Below are 16,539 nucleotides of genomic sequence, written 5' to 3' on the forward strand. Positions count from 1 at the left end.
GGCCGTCGCGAGGAAGCGGCTCAGGGCGATATACGCCGTGATGCGCGACCGGGTGCCCTACCGGGAGTAGCCCCGACGGTTGACAAAACTATAGGAACACCCAATGACTACCTGACCGTTTAGCGGTGCGGTGGCTGAGTGGGCAGGTTGAGCTGGTATCCTTATGTGATACTGTCTCGACTCGATAGGATTTCATGTGAAACCTTCCGCCATCCTTCGTTTGGCTCTATATCGCACCCTAGCCGTTGCGGTTGCCGTACTCACCGTACTGAGCGCCGTCATGCCTGCCCCCGCCTTTGCCGCCGACTCCGACCACCAGGTCAAGACGGTCCGCGTTGGCTGGCTCGTCAACAACAAAGGCTTCCAGGAAGGCACGCCGGGCGAGCGCCTCTCGGGATGGGGCTACGAGTACCTCCAGACCCTCTCGTATTACACAAAGGGCTGGCAATACGAATACGTTAGCGGCACCTTCTCCGAGCTTATGGACATGCTCGAGGCGGGCGAAATCGACCTCATGCCCAACATCTCGTATTCGGCAGAACGCGAGCAGAAGCTGCTCTTTTCCTCAAATCCCGAGGGCACCGAGCGCTACTATATCTACGCCAGGCCCGACCGCGACGATCTGGCCAAGGGTGACCCTCAGGCGCTCCAAGGCCTCACCATCGGCTGCAACTCTGGCGTTATGCAAACTATCGTCGGCCAGCAGTGGCTCGCCAACGAAGACGTTACCTGCACCTATAAAGAAATCGACACCGGCAGCGCCCTCTTTGAGGCGCTTGCAGACGGCGAGGTCGACGCCGTCATCATGAACGACACCATTTCGTCGCCCGATGCGTCACCCATGTTCTACGTAGGCTCGAGCGACTACTATTTTGCCGTTCCCAAAAGCCGCCCTGACCTGATGAACGACATCAACGCCGCCATGACGACCATCGCCCGCGATAACCCGCGCTATAACGAGGAAGTCAAAACGAGTTACTCGACCCAAAACAGTGGCTCGTCATCGCTCACCGGCACCGAGACCACCTGGCTCAAAGAAAACGGCAATACCATCACGCTCGGCTATCTTAAAAACCAACTTCCCTACTGTACGCAAAATGACGACGGCGAGATGGAAGGGTCGCTCGCCTCGCTTGCAACGACGTTGCACGACAAGTTTGACATTACGGTCAAAACAATCGCACTCTCGAACAACAAGCAAATGATCAAAGCCCTTTCCAACGGAACCATCGATGTCGCCCTGCCGTTGTTTCGCGACTACTGGCTCGCCGAGCAGACAGGGGTCATCCAGTCAAACTCGATGGGAACGGTTTCGCTGACCGCCATTCACAGTGGCAAAAACCTGAACAGCGACCTTAAGAACATCGCTTGTACAAAGAGCACAATCGTTAACCGTTTTGAGCTCGAAAGTCTCTTTCCGAACGCAACGGTAACCGAGTATTCGAATGACGGCGAGGTGCTCAAAGCCCTCGATGAGGGGAAGGCACGTTGCATCATTGTCCCCAGCACGCGCCTGGAAACTCTCCGCGACATCTACGACATCGAGGATTTCGAAACACAGGAACTCACCAACACGGCACAACTATCGTGTTTAATTTCGCGCGGCAAGCCCGAGCTGCTGGGAATCATCAATAAGGGCATCGTCAATGCAGGTGAATCGCTCTCTGCAAACAGCTATTTCCCCACATCGTACTCGGCGCAAGAATCGGATGCGTTCCGACTTCTCTACCGCAACCGCATCGTCATTGCGGCAGTCGTCATCTGCATTTTGCTCACCGGCATCGTCATCCTTGTCTGGTCGCTTTACCGCGCACAGGAGGAACGGCAGAAAGCCGATGCCGCCAACGCCGCCAAAACCGCTTTCCTCACGCGCATGAGCCACGACATCCGCACGCCGCTCAACGGCATCCTGGGCCTTATCGAAATTGAGGAATTGAGAGAAGGCGACATGCAGGTCGCCCGCGAAAGCCGCGCCAAGGCGCGCGTTGCCGCCAATCACCTGCTGTCACTGATTAACGACATCCTCGAGATGGGCAGGATCGAGGAGCGCAAAGTGACGCTCGAGCACGAATCATTCAACCTTAAAGAGCTGTGCGACAATGCGCTCGTACTGTGCAAGCTCCGCGCATCGGACCGCGGCATAATCATGCTCGACACCAGCGAGCCCTACGCTGTCGACCAATATATGATCGGCAGCCCCACCCATATTCGGCAGATCCTTGTCAACCTGCTCGACAACAGCATCAAGTACAACAAGCACGGAGGCACCGTCACGTTCTCATCGACCATCAAGCCGGTCGACGACGAGCACGCCGTGTTTTGCTTTAGCGTCTCGGATACCGGCATTGGTATGACATCCGAGTTTTTGGCACACATTTACGAGCCGTTTGCCCAGGAAGGCGACGATGCGCGCAGCAAGTTCCAAGGAACCGGCATTGGCATGTCTATCGTCAAATCGCTCATCGATATGATGGGCGGCACGATTGAGATTTCGAGTGAGGTTGGCGTGGGGAGTACGTTTGACGTCCGGATTCCGCTCGATATCGACAAGAACCCTCAGATAAAAGAATGTGCAGACACGCAGGTAAGCAGCTGCTCACTCGCCGGCATGAACGTCCTTTTGGCAGAAGATAACGAACTCAATGCCGAGATTGCCCAAGCTCTGCTCGAAAGCGAAGGCATCGTCGTGACTCGCGCCGCCGACGGCAACGAGACAGTCGACCTATACGTTAGCCGTCCCGCCGGCAGCTTCGATGCAATCCTGATGGACATCATGATGCCGGGCATGGACGGCTACGAGGCAACCCGGGCGATCCGCCTGAGCGAAAAGGCCGATGCGGCCGACATCCCCATCATCGCGCTCACCGCCAACGCCTTTGCCGAAGACGCCAAGGCGGCACACGACGCCGGCATGAACGCCCATCTGCCCAAACCGCTCGACTTTAGCAAGCTCAAAAACATACTCGCCTGTATCAAGAAAAACGGGGCTGTTTCGCTATAGTTTGTGCTCAACCACCATGCGTAGTAGAAAGGAAGCCAACGATGTTTAGGCCCTTACGTCGAAAGAAACGCGCCATCACCGACGAGAAAGCGCGCGAACTGCTCGCTACCTGCAAGCGCGGCGTCTTTGCCGTCAACGGCGATGATGGCTACCCCTATGCCATTCCCGTCAACTACTTCTTTGACGCCGAGCACGACAAGATTTATTTCCATGGCGCCAAGGCTGGCCACAAGGTCGATTCACTCAAGCATGATGATAAAGTCTGCTTTACCGTTTACGGCAACGAGTGGTACAAGGACGGCGACTGGGCTCCCTACGTTATGAGTACCGTTGTCTTTGGTCGTTGTCGCCTGGTAGATGAAGCGCCCGCGTTTATCGAGGACAAAGTCCGTCAGCTCGCGCTTAAGTACTACCCTTCTGCCGAAGAAGTCGAGGAGGAGATCGCCAAAGACATAAAGGGCGTCCAACTCTACGAGATTTCGATTGAACATCTTTGCGGAAAGCAGATTCATGAAAAGTAGCGAATGCGGAAAACGCGCTCGCTACCCTCTGCACCCCATGTGCCCACGCATTTTGACGGCGTGGGCACATGGGGCAGCACTCGAATCGAGCGCCCCCTATACCCCAAAAACGTAGCGGTCCAGGCGCTCACACGCCTCCTTTACCCGCGAAAGCGGCAGTGCCAGATTCACGCGGATGTGACAGGGCCCGTGGAACGGGCGGCCGTCCTGATACCCCACGCCCACGCGCGCCCCCTCGTCGAGCAGCCACTGAATATCGCGGCCATGCTCGAGGCACCACTCGGTGCAGTCCAGAAACACCATGTACGTGCCCTGCGGACGCGAATAGCCCACGCCCTCAAAATGCTCGTCCACGTAATCGCAGAAGTAGTCAATGTTGCCCTGGATGACCTGATTGAGCTCATCGACCCACTCGTAGCCCTGCGGCTGGTAGGCGCCGATAAGCGCGTGCATCGAAAGGACGTTCATCTCGTTGTAGTGAGTCTTGTTGGACACGGCGCACACGCGGTCGCGCAGCGTCTCGTTATAGATGATGTGGTAGCTGCCGACCAGGCCCGCCAGGTTGAACGTCTTGCTGGGCGCGTAGAGGGCAACCGTGCGCATGCGGGCATCCTCGCTCACCGACTGCGTCGGGATATGCTTGTGACCCGGCAGGATGATATCGGACCAAATCTCGTCCGAGACCACCACGCAATCATGCTGGCGATAGATGTCCATGGCGCGCTCGATCTCGTCGCGCTCCCATACGCGGCCGCAGGGATTGTGCGGCGAGCAGAACACCGCGGCATGGATATGGTTTTGGGCGAGCTTGCGCTCCATGTCCTCAAAATCCATGCGCCACACGCCCTGGTCGTCGAGCTTAAGCGGGCTGTGGACAATGCGATAGCCCGCGGCTTCGATGGACTTGGTAAAGCCGATGTAGGTAGGGCTATGGACCAGCACCGCATCGCCCGGCTGGACATACGCGCGCAGGGTCGACACGACACCGCCCAGGACACCGTTCTCGTAGCCGATATGCTCCGGGAGCAGGCCTTCGACGCCATTACGGCGGGTCTGCCATTCGATGATGCGCTCGAAGTACTCGTCGCGCGGATCGAAATAGCCGAACATGGGGTGCTGGGCACGCTGAATGATGTACTCCTGGACCGTGGGCACCGTGGCGAAGTTCATGTCCGCCACCCACATGGGAATGCAGTCGAAGCCCTCGTCGGGTGCGTTCGGAGCCATACCGGGGATCTCGCCCCAGGAGTCAACGGCGATGGCATCCATGCCGTGGCGGTCGATAAGCGAGCTAAAGTCGTATTTCATGCTGGGCTCCCGTGCAAAGATGACTGTTTCGATAGGCGTTATTGTCCACCAGCGTGGGCGGTTTTGACATGGGGTTTGGCGCTTAATTTGACGGGTGCGGACGAATGGCTGGTTAGTCTTGCGCGTCGTTGATAGCGGTTACCGTCAGCCTGGTTCCGTCAACGGCAAAAGACACGTCGAGTCCGGCATATGCCAAGTGATAAACACGGTTTGGCTCGTGCTTGCTACCCGCGCGGCGCGGATCTTGGCGAAGAACCTCAACCAAGCCAGAAAGCTTTGTAGGCGGGACCATATCCTGCAGCGCCTGCGGAAACTCGACGTCGAGCTCTTGCCACGGCGCATCCTCGATCCAGCCGCCCGTCGCATCCGGGTGACAGTCGGCAAACGGAATGTAGGGCTTAATGTCATAGATGGGCGTGCCGTCGCGCAGATCGGCCCCCAGCACATGGATGATGGGACCATCGTCGGTAAGCTCAACACGGTCGAGCTTGACGCAGGTGAGGCCGATGGGATTGGGGCGAAACGGACTGCGCGTGGCAAACACGCCCACGCGCTCGGCTCCGCCCAGACGCGGCGGACGCACGGTCTTCGACCACTTGGCGTTGGCACCGGACCTGTCCTGCGTTTTGGCATCGACGGCGATGTCTTCCGCCGTGCCGCCGGGCGTTCCGTTTTCAAAACGCCACAGCAGCCATAGGTGAGAGAAAGAGTCCAGGCCCTCAACCGCTGCATTGGAGGCAAATTCCGGCTCAAAGATGATGCGCCCCTGCAGATGGGGCGCCAAAAAGCTGTTGCGCGGGATGCCGAACTTCTGCGGCAGATCGGTATGTATGTGTGCAATCGGTTCCATGCCGGTCATTGTACGGCATGAAGGTGTGAGGCGTCGTGCGCAATTCTTTGTCGCGGTCCCCCGTCGTGCAACCAACGGTTGCTTGGAAGGGCGTCTGCCGCCGTGTATGCTTAAAGCCATCAACCAGCAGAAAGGAGCCGCTATGGCCTTCGCAGAAAAGCTCATTGCTGTCCGTCGCGCCTATCACCTAACTCAGGAGCAGCTCGCCGCCAGGCTCTTCGTCACACGCCAAGCCGTCAGTCGTTGGGAGCGCGGCGAGGTCACACCGGGCATCGACATGATGAAGCTCATTGCCGCCGTGACCGGCGAGCCACTGTCTCATCTGCTCGAAATGCCCGAGTACTATTGTCAGAGCTGCGGCATGATACTCACACCCGACGACTGCGGCACCGATGCTGCGGGCACCGCGACCGATCATTACTGCAAGTGGTGCTACGACCACGGCAAGTACACCTACGACACTTCGATGGAGGCAATGATCGAGGATTGTGCCCCGCGCCTGGCACAAAACACCGGTATGTCGCTCGACGAAGCTGTCTCGCTCATGGGCGCCGTGCTGCCGCAACTGGAACGCTGGCGCGCCGTGCAAGAAAACGAGGAGCGCTACGGTGCCGAAGCGCGGGCGCGCTATGGCGATGAGGCTATCGATGCAGCAAACGAAACGTTACTGGATATGGATCCTCAGACATGGAACGACATGAAGGAACTTGAACGCGCTATTCTGGGCCAGCTCTCGATTGCCATGAGCGACGGCGAACCGGATGGAAGCGAGGCTCGCAAGCTTGTCGCGATGCATCGTCGCTGGATTGCTCTCAACTGGGGATGCGAGCCCCAAGACGAGGCGTACTTGGGCCTCGCCCACGGCTATCTTGCCGACCAGCGCTTTGTTGACTACTACGACAAGCCCTGCGGCACCGGCGCCACGGCGTTTCTAGTCCAGACGATCGAGTCGTCGTCGGCTCACGCATAGACCGCAGCGGCTTTGGGTATTTCAATCGAAACCTCAACCGATTGGAGACACCATGGCTACTGATCATGAACTCGTGCTCTACGTTATGACTGGCTGCCCGTATTGCATAAAGGTCAAGCGCTTTTTGGCCGATAACGACGTGACCATTCCCGAGCGCAATATCTCGACCGATTCCGATGCCGAGCAGACGCTCATCGCCGTCGGCGGAAAGCGCCAGGTTCCCTGTCTGTTCATCGACGGCAAGCCACTCTACGAGTCGAGCGACATCATCACCTGGGCACAGAAAAACCTCCTCTAGCACTCATTGGGGACGTACTTAAATGAGTAGGTAGGAATTCAGCTTCTCAAATTTATAGAACATACGTTTGCTTTTATGCTATACTCGCCTCAAGGCATGAGACGAGTCGAGAGCTCCTGCGGAGGTCCCCAATGACACGCTGGAGCGAGCTCGGTAAGTAAGATCGGTGGTTACCGCACTCGCCCATCTCAGACAGGCTGCGCTCCTGTTCGCCGTCGCCATCAAAGAACGGCACTCACAACCAAACGTTTCCGTTATCCGTGAGTCACACAGGAGTGCATCGTTATGGCAAAAAAGATTCCAACCTTTACGTCCGACATCGTTTCGAGCGCCTGCTCAGATATCAGCGGAATCGTTGAAGCCAAGAGCCTTAATCAAAAGGGTATCGATCATGAAACTTCGCTTGAGGGGGCATTGCTCATCGGGCGCCGCCTCGAACAAGAGACCGCCGGATACCCCGTTACCAACCTCAAAGGATTGCTCTCCCCTGTCGGCGGCCGTCTACACAAGCATTATGGTCCCCGCTTAGGACAATCCTATCTCACACGCTGCATTAAGTTCGCTCGCGCCGTTCCCAAAGACGTGCCACCTAGATCAGAGCTTGGCCTAACTCACTATGAGTCACTCGCTCGCATTACAAACGAGTACCTGCGTCTGGAGCTCATGAACGTCGCGGCCGACAACAGATGGTCCTCATCACGCGTCGCGCTTCACGCCAGATACCAAAGCCCACAAGATGCTCCAAGCAACAGGGAATTCCGCGAGCTCATAGCGAACCAGGAAGTTTGGCGCTTTGCACGCGCTTATACAGATGCTTGCGGAATCATCTCGCTTGAGAAGTTTGTTGAGCTTTACAATTCTTGCGCTCCCAAACCAGTCTCGATATTCGAAGTAAATGAAACCATTTGGAAAATCAGAGACGAGTCGGGGCGCATCGACAACCCCTGTATGTTATCCAGAGACGGAGAGCTGTACCTCATAACGCCGGAACTTGATGACACAGTCGAAAACAACCCTTATTACTACGACGACTACGGATATTCTTATCGAAAATATAAACGCCATAGCGAGTACACCGAGGAAATGCGTTCGTTACGCGAGCGACGTGTTCAGAGCAGGAGGGCGGCCATATTCGCTGCTCATAAACAGCATCCAATCAAAAAACTCGATTATGAGGACGTTGTCTGCGGATATGCCACCTACACACGGTTTGTTAACAATCTCAAACTGGATATCTTGAAGGATTCCAAGCTGAGTGCCGCGAGCCTTCACGCAAGAGAGGACGAATTCGATTTCATTATGGCAAAGCTCTTGCGCTCTATTGGTCTCAACGGCATGCCGACAGTGCAACAAATTAACGAAGATGCCGAATTTCTATTGATCGTCGTACGGCCCAATTTTTATGAACAAGCGAAGATAAACAAGGTCTCCAAACTCCTCTCGATAATCTATGAGAACACTCCCCTCTGGGAGTTCAACGGCCGCTCGCATACCGAACTAAGAAATGAAGAAGCGGTAGAGCCTCTCGTGCCAACTATGCAACCAACAGTCCAACCAAAGCAGGCTGCTTAACCATATTAACTGCTTGTATTTTTGTCTACAAAACTGTATACATAAAGAGAGGTCCCTATGGAGCTCATCGCAATCCACCCCCATGCCCTCAAACATGGGCTGACAGAGACGGATATTACCTGCGCTTGGAACTCCGCTTTCGCATGGTTTAGGCGTGATCTTGAAAATGGAGGCATCGATTACGTTCTCGTTGGACTTGATGGAAAAAACCGCCTCATGGAGCTCATTGCTCGATGTTGCCCCGACCGAGATGGTTACATCATTTACCACGCCCTTGTCCCTCCTACGCGCAAGGTGCTCAGGGAAATCGGAATCGATCGATAGGAGGCGCTATGGACGCTAAACAGCTCGAAAAGATGATGGGGTTTGCTCCCGGTGAGCTAGAAAAAGCCGCAGCGGCATACGAAAAAGATGAGTGGCCGAAGGGCCACACCGTCAAGTTGGGAAGGCCGCCGATTTCCGATGAACCAAGCGTTGTTTTATCGGCACGTGTGGGCGAATCGGTTCTTGAAGCATTTGACGCAAAGGCAAAGCGCCATGGGCAAACGCGCACGGAGCGACTCAGGGAACTCATTACACTCGATGCAATGATTGCCTAGTCCCCTGCCGAACCAAACATGTACGTCAGCATCCAAAAACGATATTTTTCGACATCCTTGGATGCTGGCGTACAGTTTTTTGCATGGGTCCGGCACAGGCGATCCGTTCTTCTCCGTCCCCAAGGGATCATTTAGCCACAAAAGCGGGCGATGGGCGCAAGCTGCTGCTCGCGAAAGACACGGTCGACAGCGGCACGGTATTCATCGACCTTTTTGGTCTTGCGTACGAGTTTGTGAACGGTCGCGGGATCGGCGAAGGCGCATTTGGCGTAGAACCACCACTCCTTCATGCGAAAGACCGCGTTGCCCCCAATCTCGTCCGCATAGGCCGCAAACAGCATGTCATGGAAGCGTTGCAGCTCAGCGGCGGTAGCGGCAGGGTCGCCCTTAACCATGCGAGCCAGCGCGGGATTCGCAAGCAAGCCGCGCCCCAACATTACGTGGCGTGTTCCGGGATAGGCCTTCACCAGTGCATCCATGTCCTCAAGATCAAAGATGTCGCCGTTATAGGCCACGGGGAACGGCGCCCGTTCCAGCGTCTCGCCGTAAAACTCCTTGCGCGGCGAGCCCGTATAGCGGTCCTTTTGCACGCGCGGATGCACGATCAGCTCTGCCAGCGGCATGCGGCAATACAGATCGAGCACACGCTCATACTCGTCATCGCGTTCCAACCCCAGCCTGGTTTTTACCGATACCGGCAACGGCGAGCGCTCGCACACATCGCCCAAGAATGCCTCGAGCTCGTCGAGATTACGCAAGAAACCCGAGCCCTTGCCCTTGGCAACAACCGTTCCCGAGGGACAACCCAGGTTGAGATTGACCTCGCGGTAGCCCATGTCGGCGAGCACCTGTGCCGCCCATACAAACTCGTCCGCATTCTTGGACATCAGCTGAGGCACTACGTTGAGCCCCTGGTTATTGGCAGGATCAATCTCCTTAAACGCCTTGCCGCCAAAGCGGTTTCCCACCCGCGGCGGCGGCAAAAACGGCGTGTAATAACAATCGAGCGCACCGAAGCACTCCGCATGCACGCGACGGAACACATGCCCGGTAATCCCCTCCATAGGGGCCAGCGATAAATACATCAACATCCATTCTCAAATCAATGTGACAAAGGGACTGTCCCTTTGTCACATGCATTATGCCTTGTCCTTGAGGCCACCCACAAGGCGGAGGCGGTTACATGGCGTTAACTACCCCTCCAGCAGTCGCTGCGCAACGATTGCCAATAACACGCTGTTGATCACTATGTTTGAACAGCGCACACCCTCTACTCATTTATACTCAAGAGCGTGTGCGCTTCGCCCCCGAAAAACGATGAGAGTCGAGGACCCTATGCAGCAGCTCACCGAACAAGAACGTAAGCGCATCCAGCGATACTGCATCTATCCCAAGATTGCCGGCACAGCGCTTGCCATGGCGTTTGTGCTGCCTTTTTTGATCATTCCCTTCGAAATGATTGACGATATCGTCTTCCATCATGAAAGCTTCCAGGAGACGGGCATGATGACCGCCTTGGCGCTCACCGTCGTCGAGCTCGCCATCTTCTGCTACTGCGCGCTCGCGCCGCGCTTTGGCATGCGCGGCAAGCAGTGGAAAGAAATGCAGCACCGACTCGTCGTCGAGCAGGCTGAGAAAGACCACTCGGCACAAATCGCAGGTGTTATCGGTACGCAGGCCGCCGCGCGCCTGCTCAAGAACAGCGACAACGAGACCGCACGCAACCTGGGCGGCGCGGCAGAAGTCGCCGCTGCCGTAGGCGCCGTCGCCACCGCGGCAGACGTGCTTGCCGAAAGCTTTGCCAACGCAAAAGCCATGTCAGAGGCCTGTGGCGTGCCTATCCCCCGTGCAAAAAAGTGGATCGTCGCGCTTGTGGCACTGCCCCTCGCAATCGTGTGCGGTGCCTATATCCCGCAGCTGGCGCAGGGAAACATCGAGATGCAACAGAACGCCGCGGCCGCGGCCGAGCAGATCGCCATCGCCCGCAAGGCATTAGAGCCCGCATGCGAGTACGTGTCCGCCGATGACCCCTACGAGCGATATCAAGATTACGGCTATCATGTCCGCGGCTATCTGCACGAAGGCGACTCCGACGCCCAGAAGACCTATACGTATCTGGACTTTGACAACAAGGGGACGCTCAAGGAAGTGAGCTACGCGGCAGAGGTCGACCCCAGCGCGAGCCTCGAGGATAACCTTGCCCACATCGAACGCGAGCTTGACGAGCTTTCCTCTGCCGTTCAAACCGTTGACGTCAAGACGGTGAGCCCCGAGCTCTTGGCACCGCAGAAACTCCCCGAAGAGTTTAGGCAGGCATTTTTGAACGGCTCACTCTACGAGAGAATCTCTATCAGGACGAGTGACGACCTCATCAAAACGTATTACTCGTTTGATACGGATCCCGAGGACGAGTTTGACGAGTACACCCATCCAAGCGTCCGTATTACGCTGATGGGCAAAATAAACTAGAAGGCGCGGGAAGGGGCCACCCCTTCCCGCGCCTTTTCATCCAATGTGACAAAGGGGCAGTCCCTTTGTCACATTATTCGGAGCGTAGGGCTTCCACAGGGTCTTTCTTGGATGCGCTGCGGGCCGGCAGCAGGCCGGCAACGACCGTCAGCAACACCGAAATCACAATGAGCATCAGCGCATCCTGCGCGGGCAGACTCATCAGATTGGGGACCTGCTTGGCGGCAAGTGCCCAGGCATTAACCGGAAAACTCACGGCCACCACGACGACAATGGCAAAGACGCCGGCAATGAGGCCTTCGATAAAGGTCTCGGCATTAAATACGTTGGCCACGTTGCGCTTTGACGCGCCGATCGCGCGCAGGATGCCAATCTCCTTTTTGCGCTCCAGTACGCTGATGTAGGTGATGATGCCGATCATGATGGAGCTCACGACCAGGCTGATGCTCACGAATGCGATGAGCACCAAGCTGATGGTGTTCACGATGTCGGTCACCGAACCCATGATGATACCCATGTAGTCGGTGTACGAGATTGCCTGTTCATCGTGGCCGGCAGCTTTGACCTGCTTGTTGTACGCATCGATGTGATCGAGCACGCGCTCCTTGGCCTCAAAGTCGCGCGGGAAAATCTTAACCGAGATGGGGTCTGCCTCATCCGCATAGCCCAGCGTGGTCAGATTGTTATCGTAGGTGAGCTTCGACGCCTTGGCATAGCTCATCATGAGCGAACTCAGGTCCTCGGCGTCCATGTTGAAGTGGATAGCATGAGCAAAGGCACTCGCATCCACGTGCATGGCGCTCGCCAGGTTGGCAAAACTCGAAGACATCTGCGTCGCCATCTGGTCCATGAGCCCTGCCGCGCCCGCCTTGAGCTGGGACGATACCGTCGACGCTATTTGCTCGCTGATTGCCTTCATCACCTGATCCATAGCCTGCTGCAGATACGGAGCCAGTTGCTTTTGCACATAGTCGGTCATCGCCTGCCGCAGGCGCTCGGCCAGGGCATCGCCGCCGAGCGCTTTGAGCTGGGCCAGGATTTGCTGAGCTGCCGTATCGTTCTCAAGATACGTCGAGAACGCGGCGGCAAGCTTTGACGCGTCCTTAAGATCATCGGGTGTCAGCTCCTTAAACTGATCAGACCGCAAAAAGCCCTCAAACAGCTGGTTGGCTAGTGTTCCCACCTGCTTCATTTGCTCGGGCGCAAGTTCCAGACCGTCAAAGATACCCGAGAAATCGGGGGCCGGCGCTTTGGCCATGATGTCACTAAAGTCGATGTCCTTACCAACGCCCGAAAGGTCAATGTTCAGCCCGGACAAATCGATACCAGAAAGGTCGACACCGCCCGCCGCGCCCGAGAGCGCAGATGCATCGAACGAGAACGCGCTCTTCAGCGCCGCCTCGTCCACACTGAACATACTGCCCAGATCCACGCCTTGCTTGGCCTCACCTTGCAACTCGTCAAAGGTTTTGCCCGTAAAGACATCCGTCTCGGGGTGGGCAAGCTGCTCCTGCACGATCTGCGAATTGGCGGCGCGTTCCATAAGCTGGCGAGTCAGCGCATGCGTATAGGCAATGCCCGGAGACAACGCGCTCGCGTTGGCGGTCTCGTTCGGTCGCACCACGCCCACAATGTGCACATCAATACCGTCGGCAACTTTGGCCGTCATAAAGTCGGCATCGCCAGACATGTCGGTCCACATGCCGGTCTCTTCGTTTTTGCGATAGGCATCGGCCGGCGACAACACTTTAAACGCCGTGGACAGCGCGTCGTCGTAGGTAAAGTCGCTGCCGGTCTTGGGCGTCTCTACCTTGCCGTCGGCCGTCATGGCGCTGTTTACCAGATCGTTGAGCTCATCGATATCCAGCGCACCGATGCTGTAGAGCGTGTAGTCGCCCACCGTGCCGCGGCTCGAAAGCACCATTACGGCTTCGTTAGCAGACGTAGGCCAATGGCCGGCGACGACATCGTACTGGCTGTCGAGCAGGCTCTGGTCGTCGATCATCTCGTTAAAGACCGAGGTTCCCATGGATTCCATGCTCACCGTTGCCGCCGAACTTGCGCCGCCGCTCATGGCCTCGGTCATAGCGTTGGGCACCAGCCGGACAGGCTTCTCATCGCCCTTGCCCGCACGATAGACAACCGGCGTCACGCCATAGCCGTACTGGATAGCATTGACCTCTTTATTGATACCGTCGCCACCGGCATCGAGCCATGCCTTAAAGCTCGTCATATCGTTAGATTTAACGCTCGCAAACATGTCCTTTACGGCTGTGACCACAGGGATCTTGTCGGTTCCCTTAGCTTTGCCACCGGTAGCGTCATCGGACGAGTCCTCGCCCTTGAACGCCTCCTCATCCGCAGTCCCATTCCCGCCCATCATGGACGACAGGTCGTAATCCTGCTTGGAAATCGTAAGCGGGTAGCTCGAGAGCGTGTCCTCCTCGACCTTTTTGATGTAGCCGTTTACGCCGTTGGACAGCGCCAGAATCGCTGCGATGCCAATAATGCCAATCGAACCTGCAAAGGCAGTCATGGCCGTACGGCCCTTCTTGGTCATGAGGTTTCGGGCAGAAAGCCCCAGCGCCGTCACAAAGCTCATCGAGGTTTTGCGCGTGGGCTTGGCCTCGCGACGCGCGGCCTCGGTAGCATCAAAGGGATCTGAATCGTCGGTGATCTTGCCGTCCGCCAGGGTGACGATGCGCGTGGCGTACCTGTATGCCAACTCGGGATTGTGCGTGACCATGATGACCAAACGATCGCGCGCAACATCCTTGAGCAAATCCATGACCTGTACGGATGTCGTTGAGTCCAAGGCGCCGGTCGGCTCGTCAGCCAGCACAATCTCGGGATCGTTGATTAAGGCGCGGGCGATGGCGACGCGCTGCATCTGCCCGCCCGAAAGCTGGCTCGGGCGCTTGTCAACGTGCTCGCCCAGGCCAACTGCCTCGAGCGCCTTGCGCGCACGCTGGCGGCGCTCGGCACGCCCCACGCCCGTGAGCGTAAGCGCCAGCTCCACGTTTTCCAAAATGGTCTGATGCGGAATGAGGTTATAGCTCTGGAACACAAAGCCGATGCGATTGTTACGATAGGCGTCCCAATCGCGGTCGCTGAAGTCCTTGGTCGAGATGCCATCGATCAGCAGATCGCCAGAATCGAAATGGTCGAGTCCACCAATGACGTTGAGCATCGTAGTTTTACCCGAACCCGAGGGACCCAGGATGGCTACAAACTCGTTATCGCGAAAAGACAGGCTTACGCTGTCGAGCGCTACCTGCGTAAACGACTGCGTAACGTACCTTTTGCAAATATCTCTGAGATCCAGCATGGACGGCAACCTCTCTCGCGCGGGCGCGCTCGCCCGCTCCCCCGCCGTTCGCATTCGACGCGTTTGTCCTACTCTATCCTCATTTTTGGCCGGTACCAGTGAGGAATGTAACGAACCGCGCCAAAAAAACGAACGGGATGGCACGCCGCGTGGCGCACCATCCCGCATATAACATCCCCGATGCGACAAAGAGGCTGTCACTTTGTCACATTCCAATGCGCGCTACTTTTCGAGCCCGCACGGCATAACGTTAGCGCTGCCGCGGCGAGCCTCAGTCACGGCTGCAAAGAAGCGATAGCCGCCCGAGAAGTTAAAGCACTCAAAGCCATGCTGCGCCAAAATGCGGCAAGCAATGTAGCTGCGAATGCCGCTCTGGCAAATCACGTAGACCGGCTTGGCCCGGTCGAGCTCGCTCAGGCGATTGCGCAGATCATCGACGGGAATGTTTACGAAACCATCGATATGCCCGCGCTCATACTCCCCTTCCGTACGAACATCGAGCAGCTGCACGCTGCCATCGCGTGGCAAGTTGGGCTCATCCTCCCAATGCCACTGCGCCAGTATGCCGCGATTGAGGTTCTCGATCATAAAGCCCGCCATATTGACGGGATCCTTCGCCGATGAATACGGCGGCGCGTATGCTAGGTCCAAATCCTTAAGCCTATCGCCGCGCATGCCTGCCTGGATGGCAGTCGCCAGAACGTCGATACGCTTGTCCACACCATCGATGCCCACGATTTGCGCACCCAGCAGGCGCAATCCCTGCTTCTCGAAGACAACCTTCATGGTCATGGGCGTTGCACCCGGATAATAACCCGCATGCGAACCGGGCGACAGGACCACGCTGTCGCAGTCAATTCCCGCCGCGTGTGCCGCCTTTTCGGATAGTCCCGTGCTTGCCGCCGTCAAGTCGAATACCTTGATAACCGATGAGCCCAACGATCCGAGGTAGCAGCTGTCCATGCCGGCTATGACATCGGCGACGACACGCCCCTGCTTGTTGGCGGGGCCGGCGAGCGAAATGACCGCGTCCTCGCCGGTCACCTGATGCGTGACCTGCACGGCATCGCCCACGGCATACACGTCGGCAGCAGAGGTCTCCATGCGGTCGTTGACCACAATAGCCCCCTTGATGCCCAGTTCGAGCCCCGCCTCTTGCGCCAGATGGCTCTCAGGTGCCACGCCAATGGCAAGCAGCACCATATCGGCTCCGATAGGGTCATCGCCCGCAACATGGGTGACAACGCGGCCATCAACTTCCTCAAAACCTGTCACATCGGCCTTGAGGCGCAGATCGATACCGTGCTCACGCACCTCGGTATGCAAAAGGGTCGCCATGTCGTAATCCAGGTTGTTCATAAGCTGGACGGGACGCTGCAGAAGGGTCACCTGGAGCCCCAGCTCGCACAGATTCTCCGCCGTCTCGACGCCAATGAAGCCGCCGCCGATCACGACGGCACTGCTCGGTCGCCGCTCTCGAACATAGCTGTGAATACGCAGCGTGTCCTCAACGGTGCGTAGGCTAAAGATTTGGCTCTGTTAGACCAGGAGTGACATAAATCCGATGTCACCGCGACGGGCTATCCTTCATTAACGTTGAAGGAGGAACCATGGACGCCGACG

The 16,539-nt window shown here is 57.0% G+C and carries 13 protein-coding genes; 8 read left to right on the forward strand and 5 right to left on the reverse strand.

Going from position 1 to position 16,539, the window contains the following annotated elements:
• The first annotated feature begins 196 nt into the window (after nt 1-196).
• Entirely contained in the window at nt 197-3,001 is a 2,805-nt protein-coding gene (locus AQ996_RS08830) for an ATP-binding protein (protein ID WP_055252524.1), read from the forward strand.
• Nucleotides 3,002-3,042: 41 nt separating this feature from the next.
• Nucleotides 3,043-3,522, forward strand: a complete 480-nt coding sequence (locus AQ996_RS08835) for a pyridoxamine 5'-phosphate oxidase family protein (protein WP_055252525.1) — start codon at nt 3,043-3,045, stop codon at nt 3,520-3,522.
• Between the two features lie 96 nt (nt 3,523-3,618).
• On the opposite strand, the gene AQ996_RS08840 is transcribed toward AQ996_RS08835, so the two are convergent.
• Nucleotides 3,619-4,830, reverse strand: coding sequence for a MalY/PatB family protein (locus AQ996_RS08840; RefSeq protein WP_055252526.1), 1,212 nt, complete (start codon nt 4,828-4,830; stop codon nt 3,619-3,621).
• A 112-nt stretch (nt 4,831-4,942) separates the two neighbouring features.
• Nucleotides 4,943-5,680 carry a tRNA (N6-threonylcarbamoyladenosine(37)-N6)-methyltransferase TrmO gene (locus AQ996_RS08845; protein ID WP_055252535.1) on the reverse strand — a complete coding sequence of 246 codons (738 nt, stop codon included), beginning with the start codon at nt 5,678-5,680 and terminating at the stop codon, nt 4,943-4,945.
• Nucleotides 5,681-5,822: 142 nt separating this feature from the next.
• On the opposite strand from AQ996_RS08845, the gene AQ996_RS09970 reads away from it, so the two are divergent.
• The 5 genes from AQ996_RS09970 (at nt 5,823) to AQ996_RS08870 (ending at nt 9,119) form a co-directional block, all read left to right on the forward strand.
• Complete coding sequence (locus tag AQ996_RS09970; RefSeq protein WP_070097165.1) at nt 5,823-6,650, forward strand: TipAS antibiotic-recognition domain-containing protein; 828 nt, start codon at nt 5,823-5,825, stop codon at nt 6,648-6,650.
• A 52-nt stretch (nt 6,651-6,702) separates the two neighbouring features.
• Nucleotides 6,703-6,948, forward strand: a complete 246-nt coding sequence (locus tag AQ996_RS08855; RefSeq protein ID WP_055252527.1) for a glutaredoxin family protein — start codon at nt 6,703-6,705, stop codon at nt 6,946-6,948.
• A 285-nt stretch (nt 6,949-7,233) separates the two neighbouring features.
• Complete coding sequence (locus AQ996_RS08860; protein WP_055252528.1) at nt 7,234-8,520, forward strand: DUF1016 N-terminal domain-containing protein; 1,287 nt, start codon at nt 7,234-7,236, stop codon at nt 8,518-8,520.
• Nucleotides 8,521-8,577: 57 nt separating this feature from the next.
• A complete protein-coding gene (locus AQ996_RS08865) occupies nt 8,578-8,844 on the forward strand; it encodes a hypothetical protein (protein ID WP_055252529.1) in 267 nt (88 codons plus the stop codon).
• An 8-nt stretch (nt 8,845-8,852) separates the two neighbouring features.
• Nucleotides 8,853-9,119: a ribbon-helix-helix protein, CopG family gene (locus AQ996_RS08870; protein ID WP_055252530.1), complete on the forward strand. Its 267-nt coding sequence runs from the start codon at nt 8,853-8,855 to the stop codon at nt 9,117-9,119.
• Between the two features lie 131 nt (nt 9,120-9,250).
• Here the strand turns inward: AQ996_RS08870 and AQ996_RS08875 are convergent, their stop codons facing one another.
• Entirely contained in the window at nt 9,251-10,204 is a 954-nt protein-coding gene (locus AQ996_RS08875) for a tRNA dihydrouridine synthase (protein ID WP_055252531.1), read from the reverse strand.
• Nucleotides 10,205-10,454: 250 nt separating this feature from the next.
• Between AQ996_RS08875 and AQ996_RS08880 the strand changes: the two genes are divergently transcribed.
• A complete protein-coding gene (locus AQ996_RS08880; RefSeq protein ID WP_055252532.1) occupies nt 10,455-11,588 on the forward strand; it encodes a hypothetical protein in 1,134 nt (377 codons plus the stop codon).
• A 73-nt stretch (nt 11,589-11,661) separates the two neighbouring features.
• Here the strand turns inward: AQ996_RS08880 and AQ996_RS08885 are convergent, their stop codons facing one another.
• Nucleotides 11,662-14,916: an ABC transporter ATP-binding protein/permease gene (locus AQ996_RS08885; protein ID WP_055252533.1), complete on the reverse strand. Its 3,255-nt coding sequence runs from the start codon at nt 14,914-14,916 to the stop codon at nt 11,662-11,664.
• A gap of 222 nt (nt 14,917-15,138) precedes the next feature.
• Nucleotides 15,139-16,446, reverse strand: a complete 1,308-nt coding sequence (locus AQ996_RS08890; RefSeq protein WP_262348763.1) for an FAD-dependent oxidoreductase — start codon at nt 16,444-16,446, stop codon at nt 15,139-15,141.
• Between the last annotated feature and the right edge of the window lie 93 nt (nt 16,447-16,539).

The sequence above is a fragment of the Collinsella aerofaciens genome, from assembly GCF_001404695.1.
GTDB classification, from domain to species: Bacteria; Actinomycetota; Coriobacteriia; order Coriobacteriales; family Coriobacteriaceae; genus Collinsella; species Collinsella aerofaciens_E.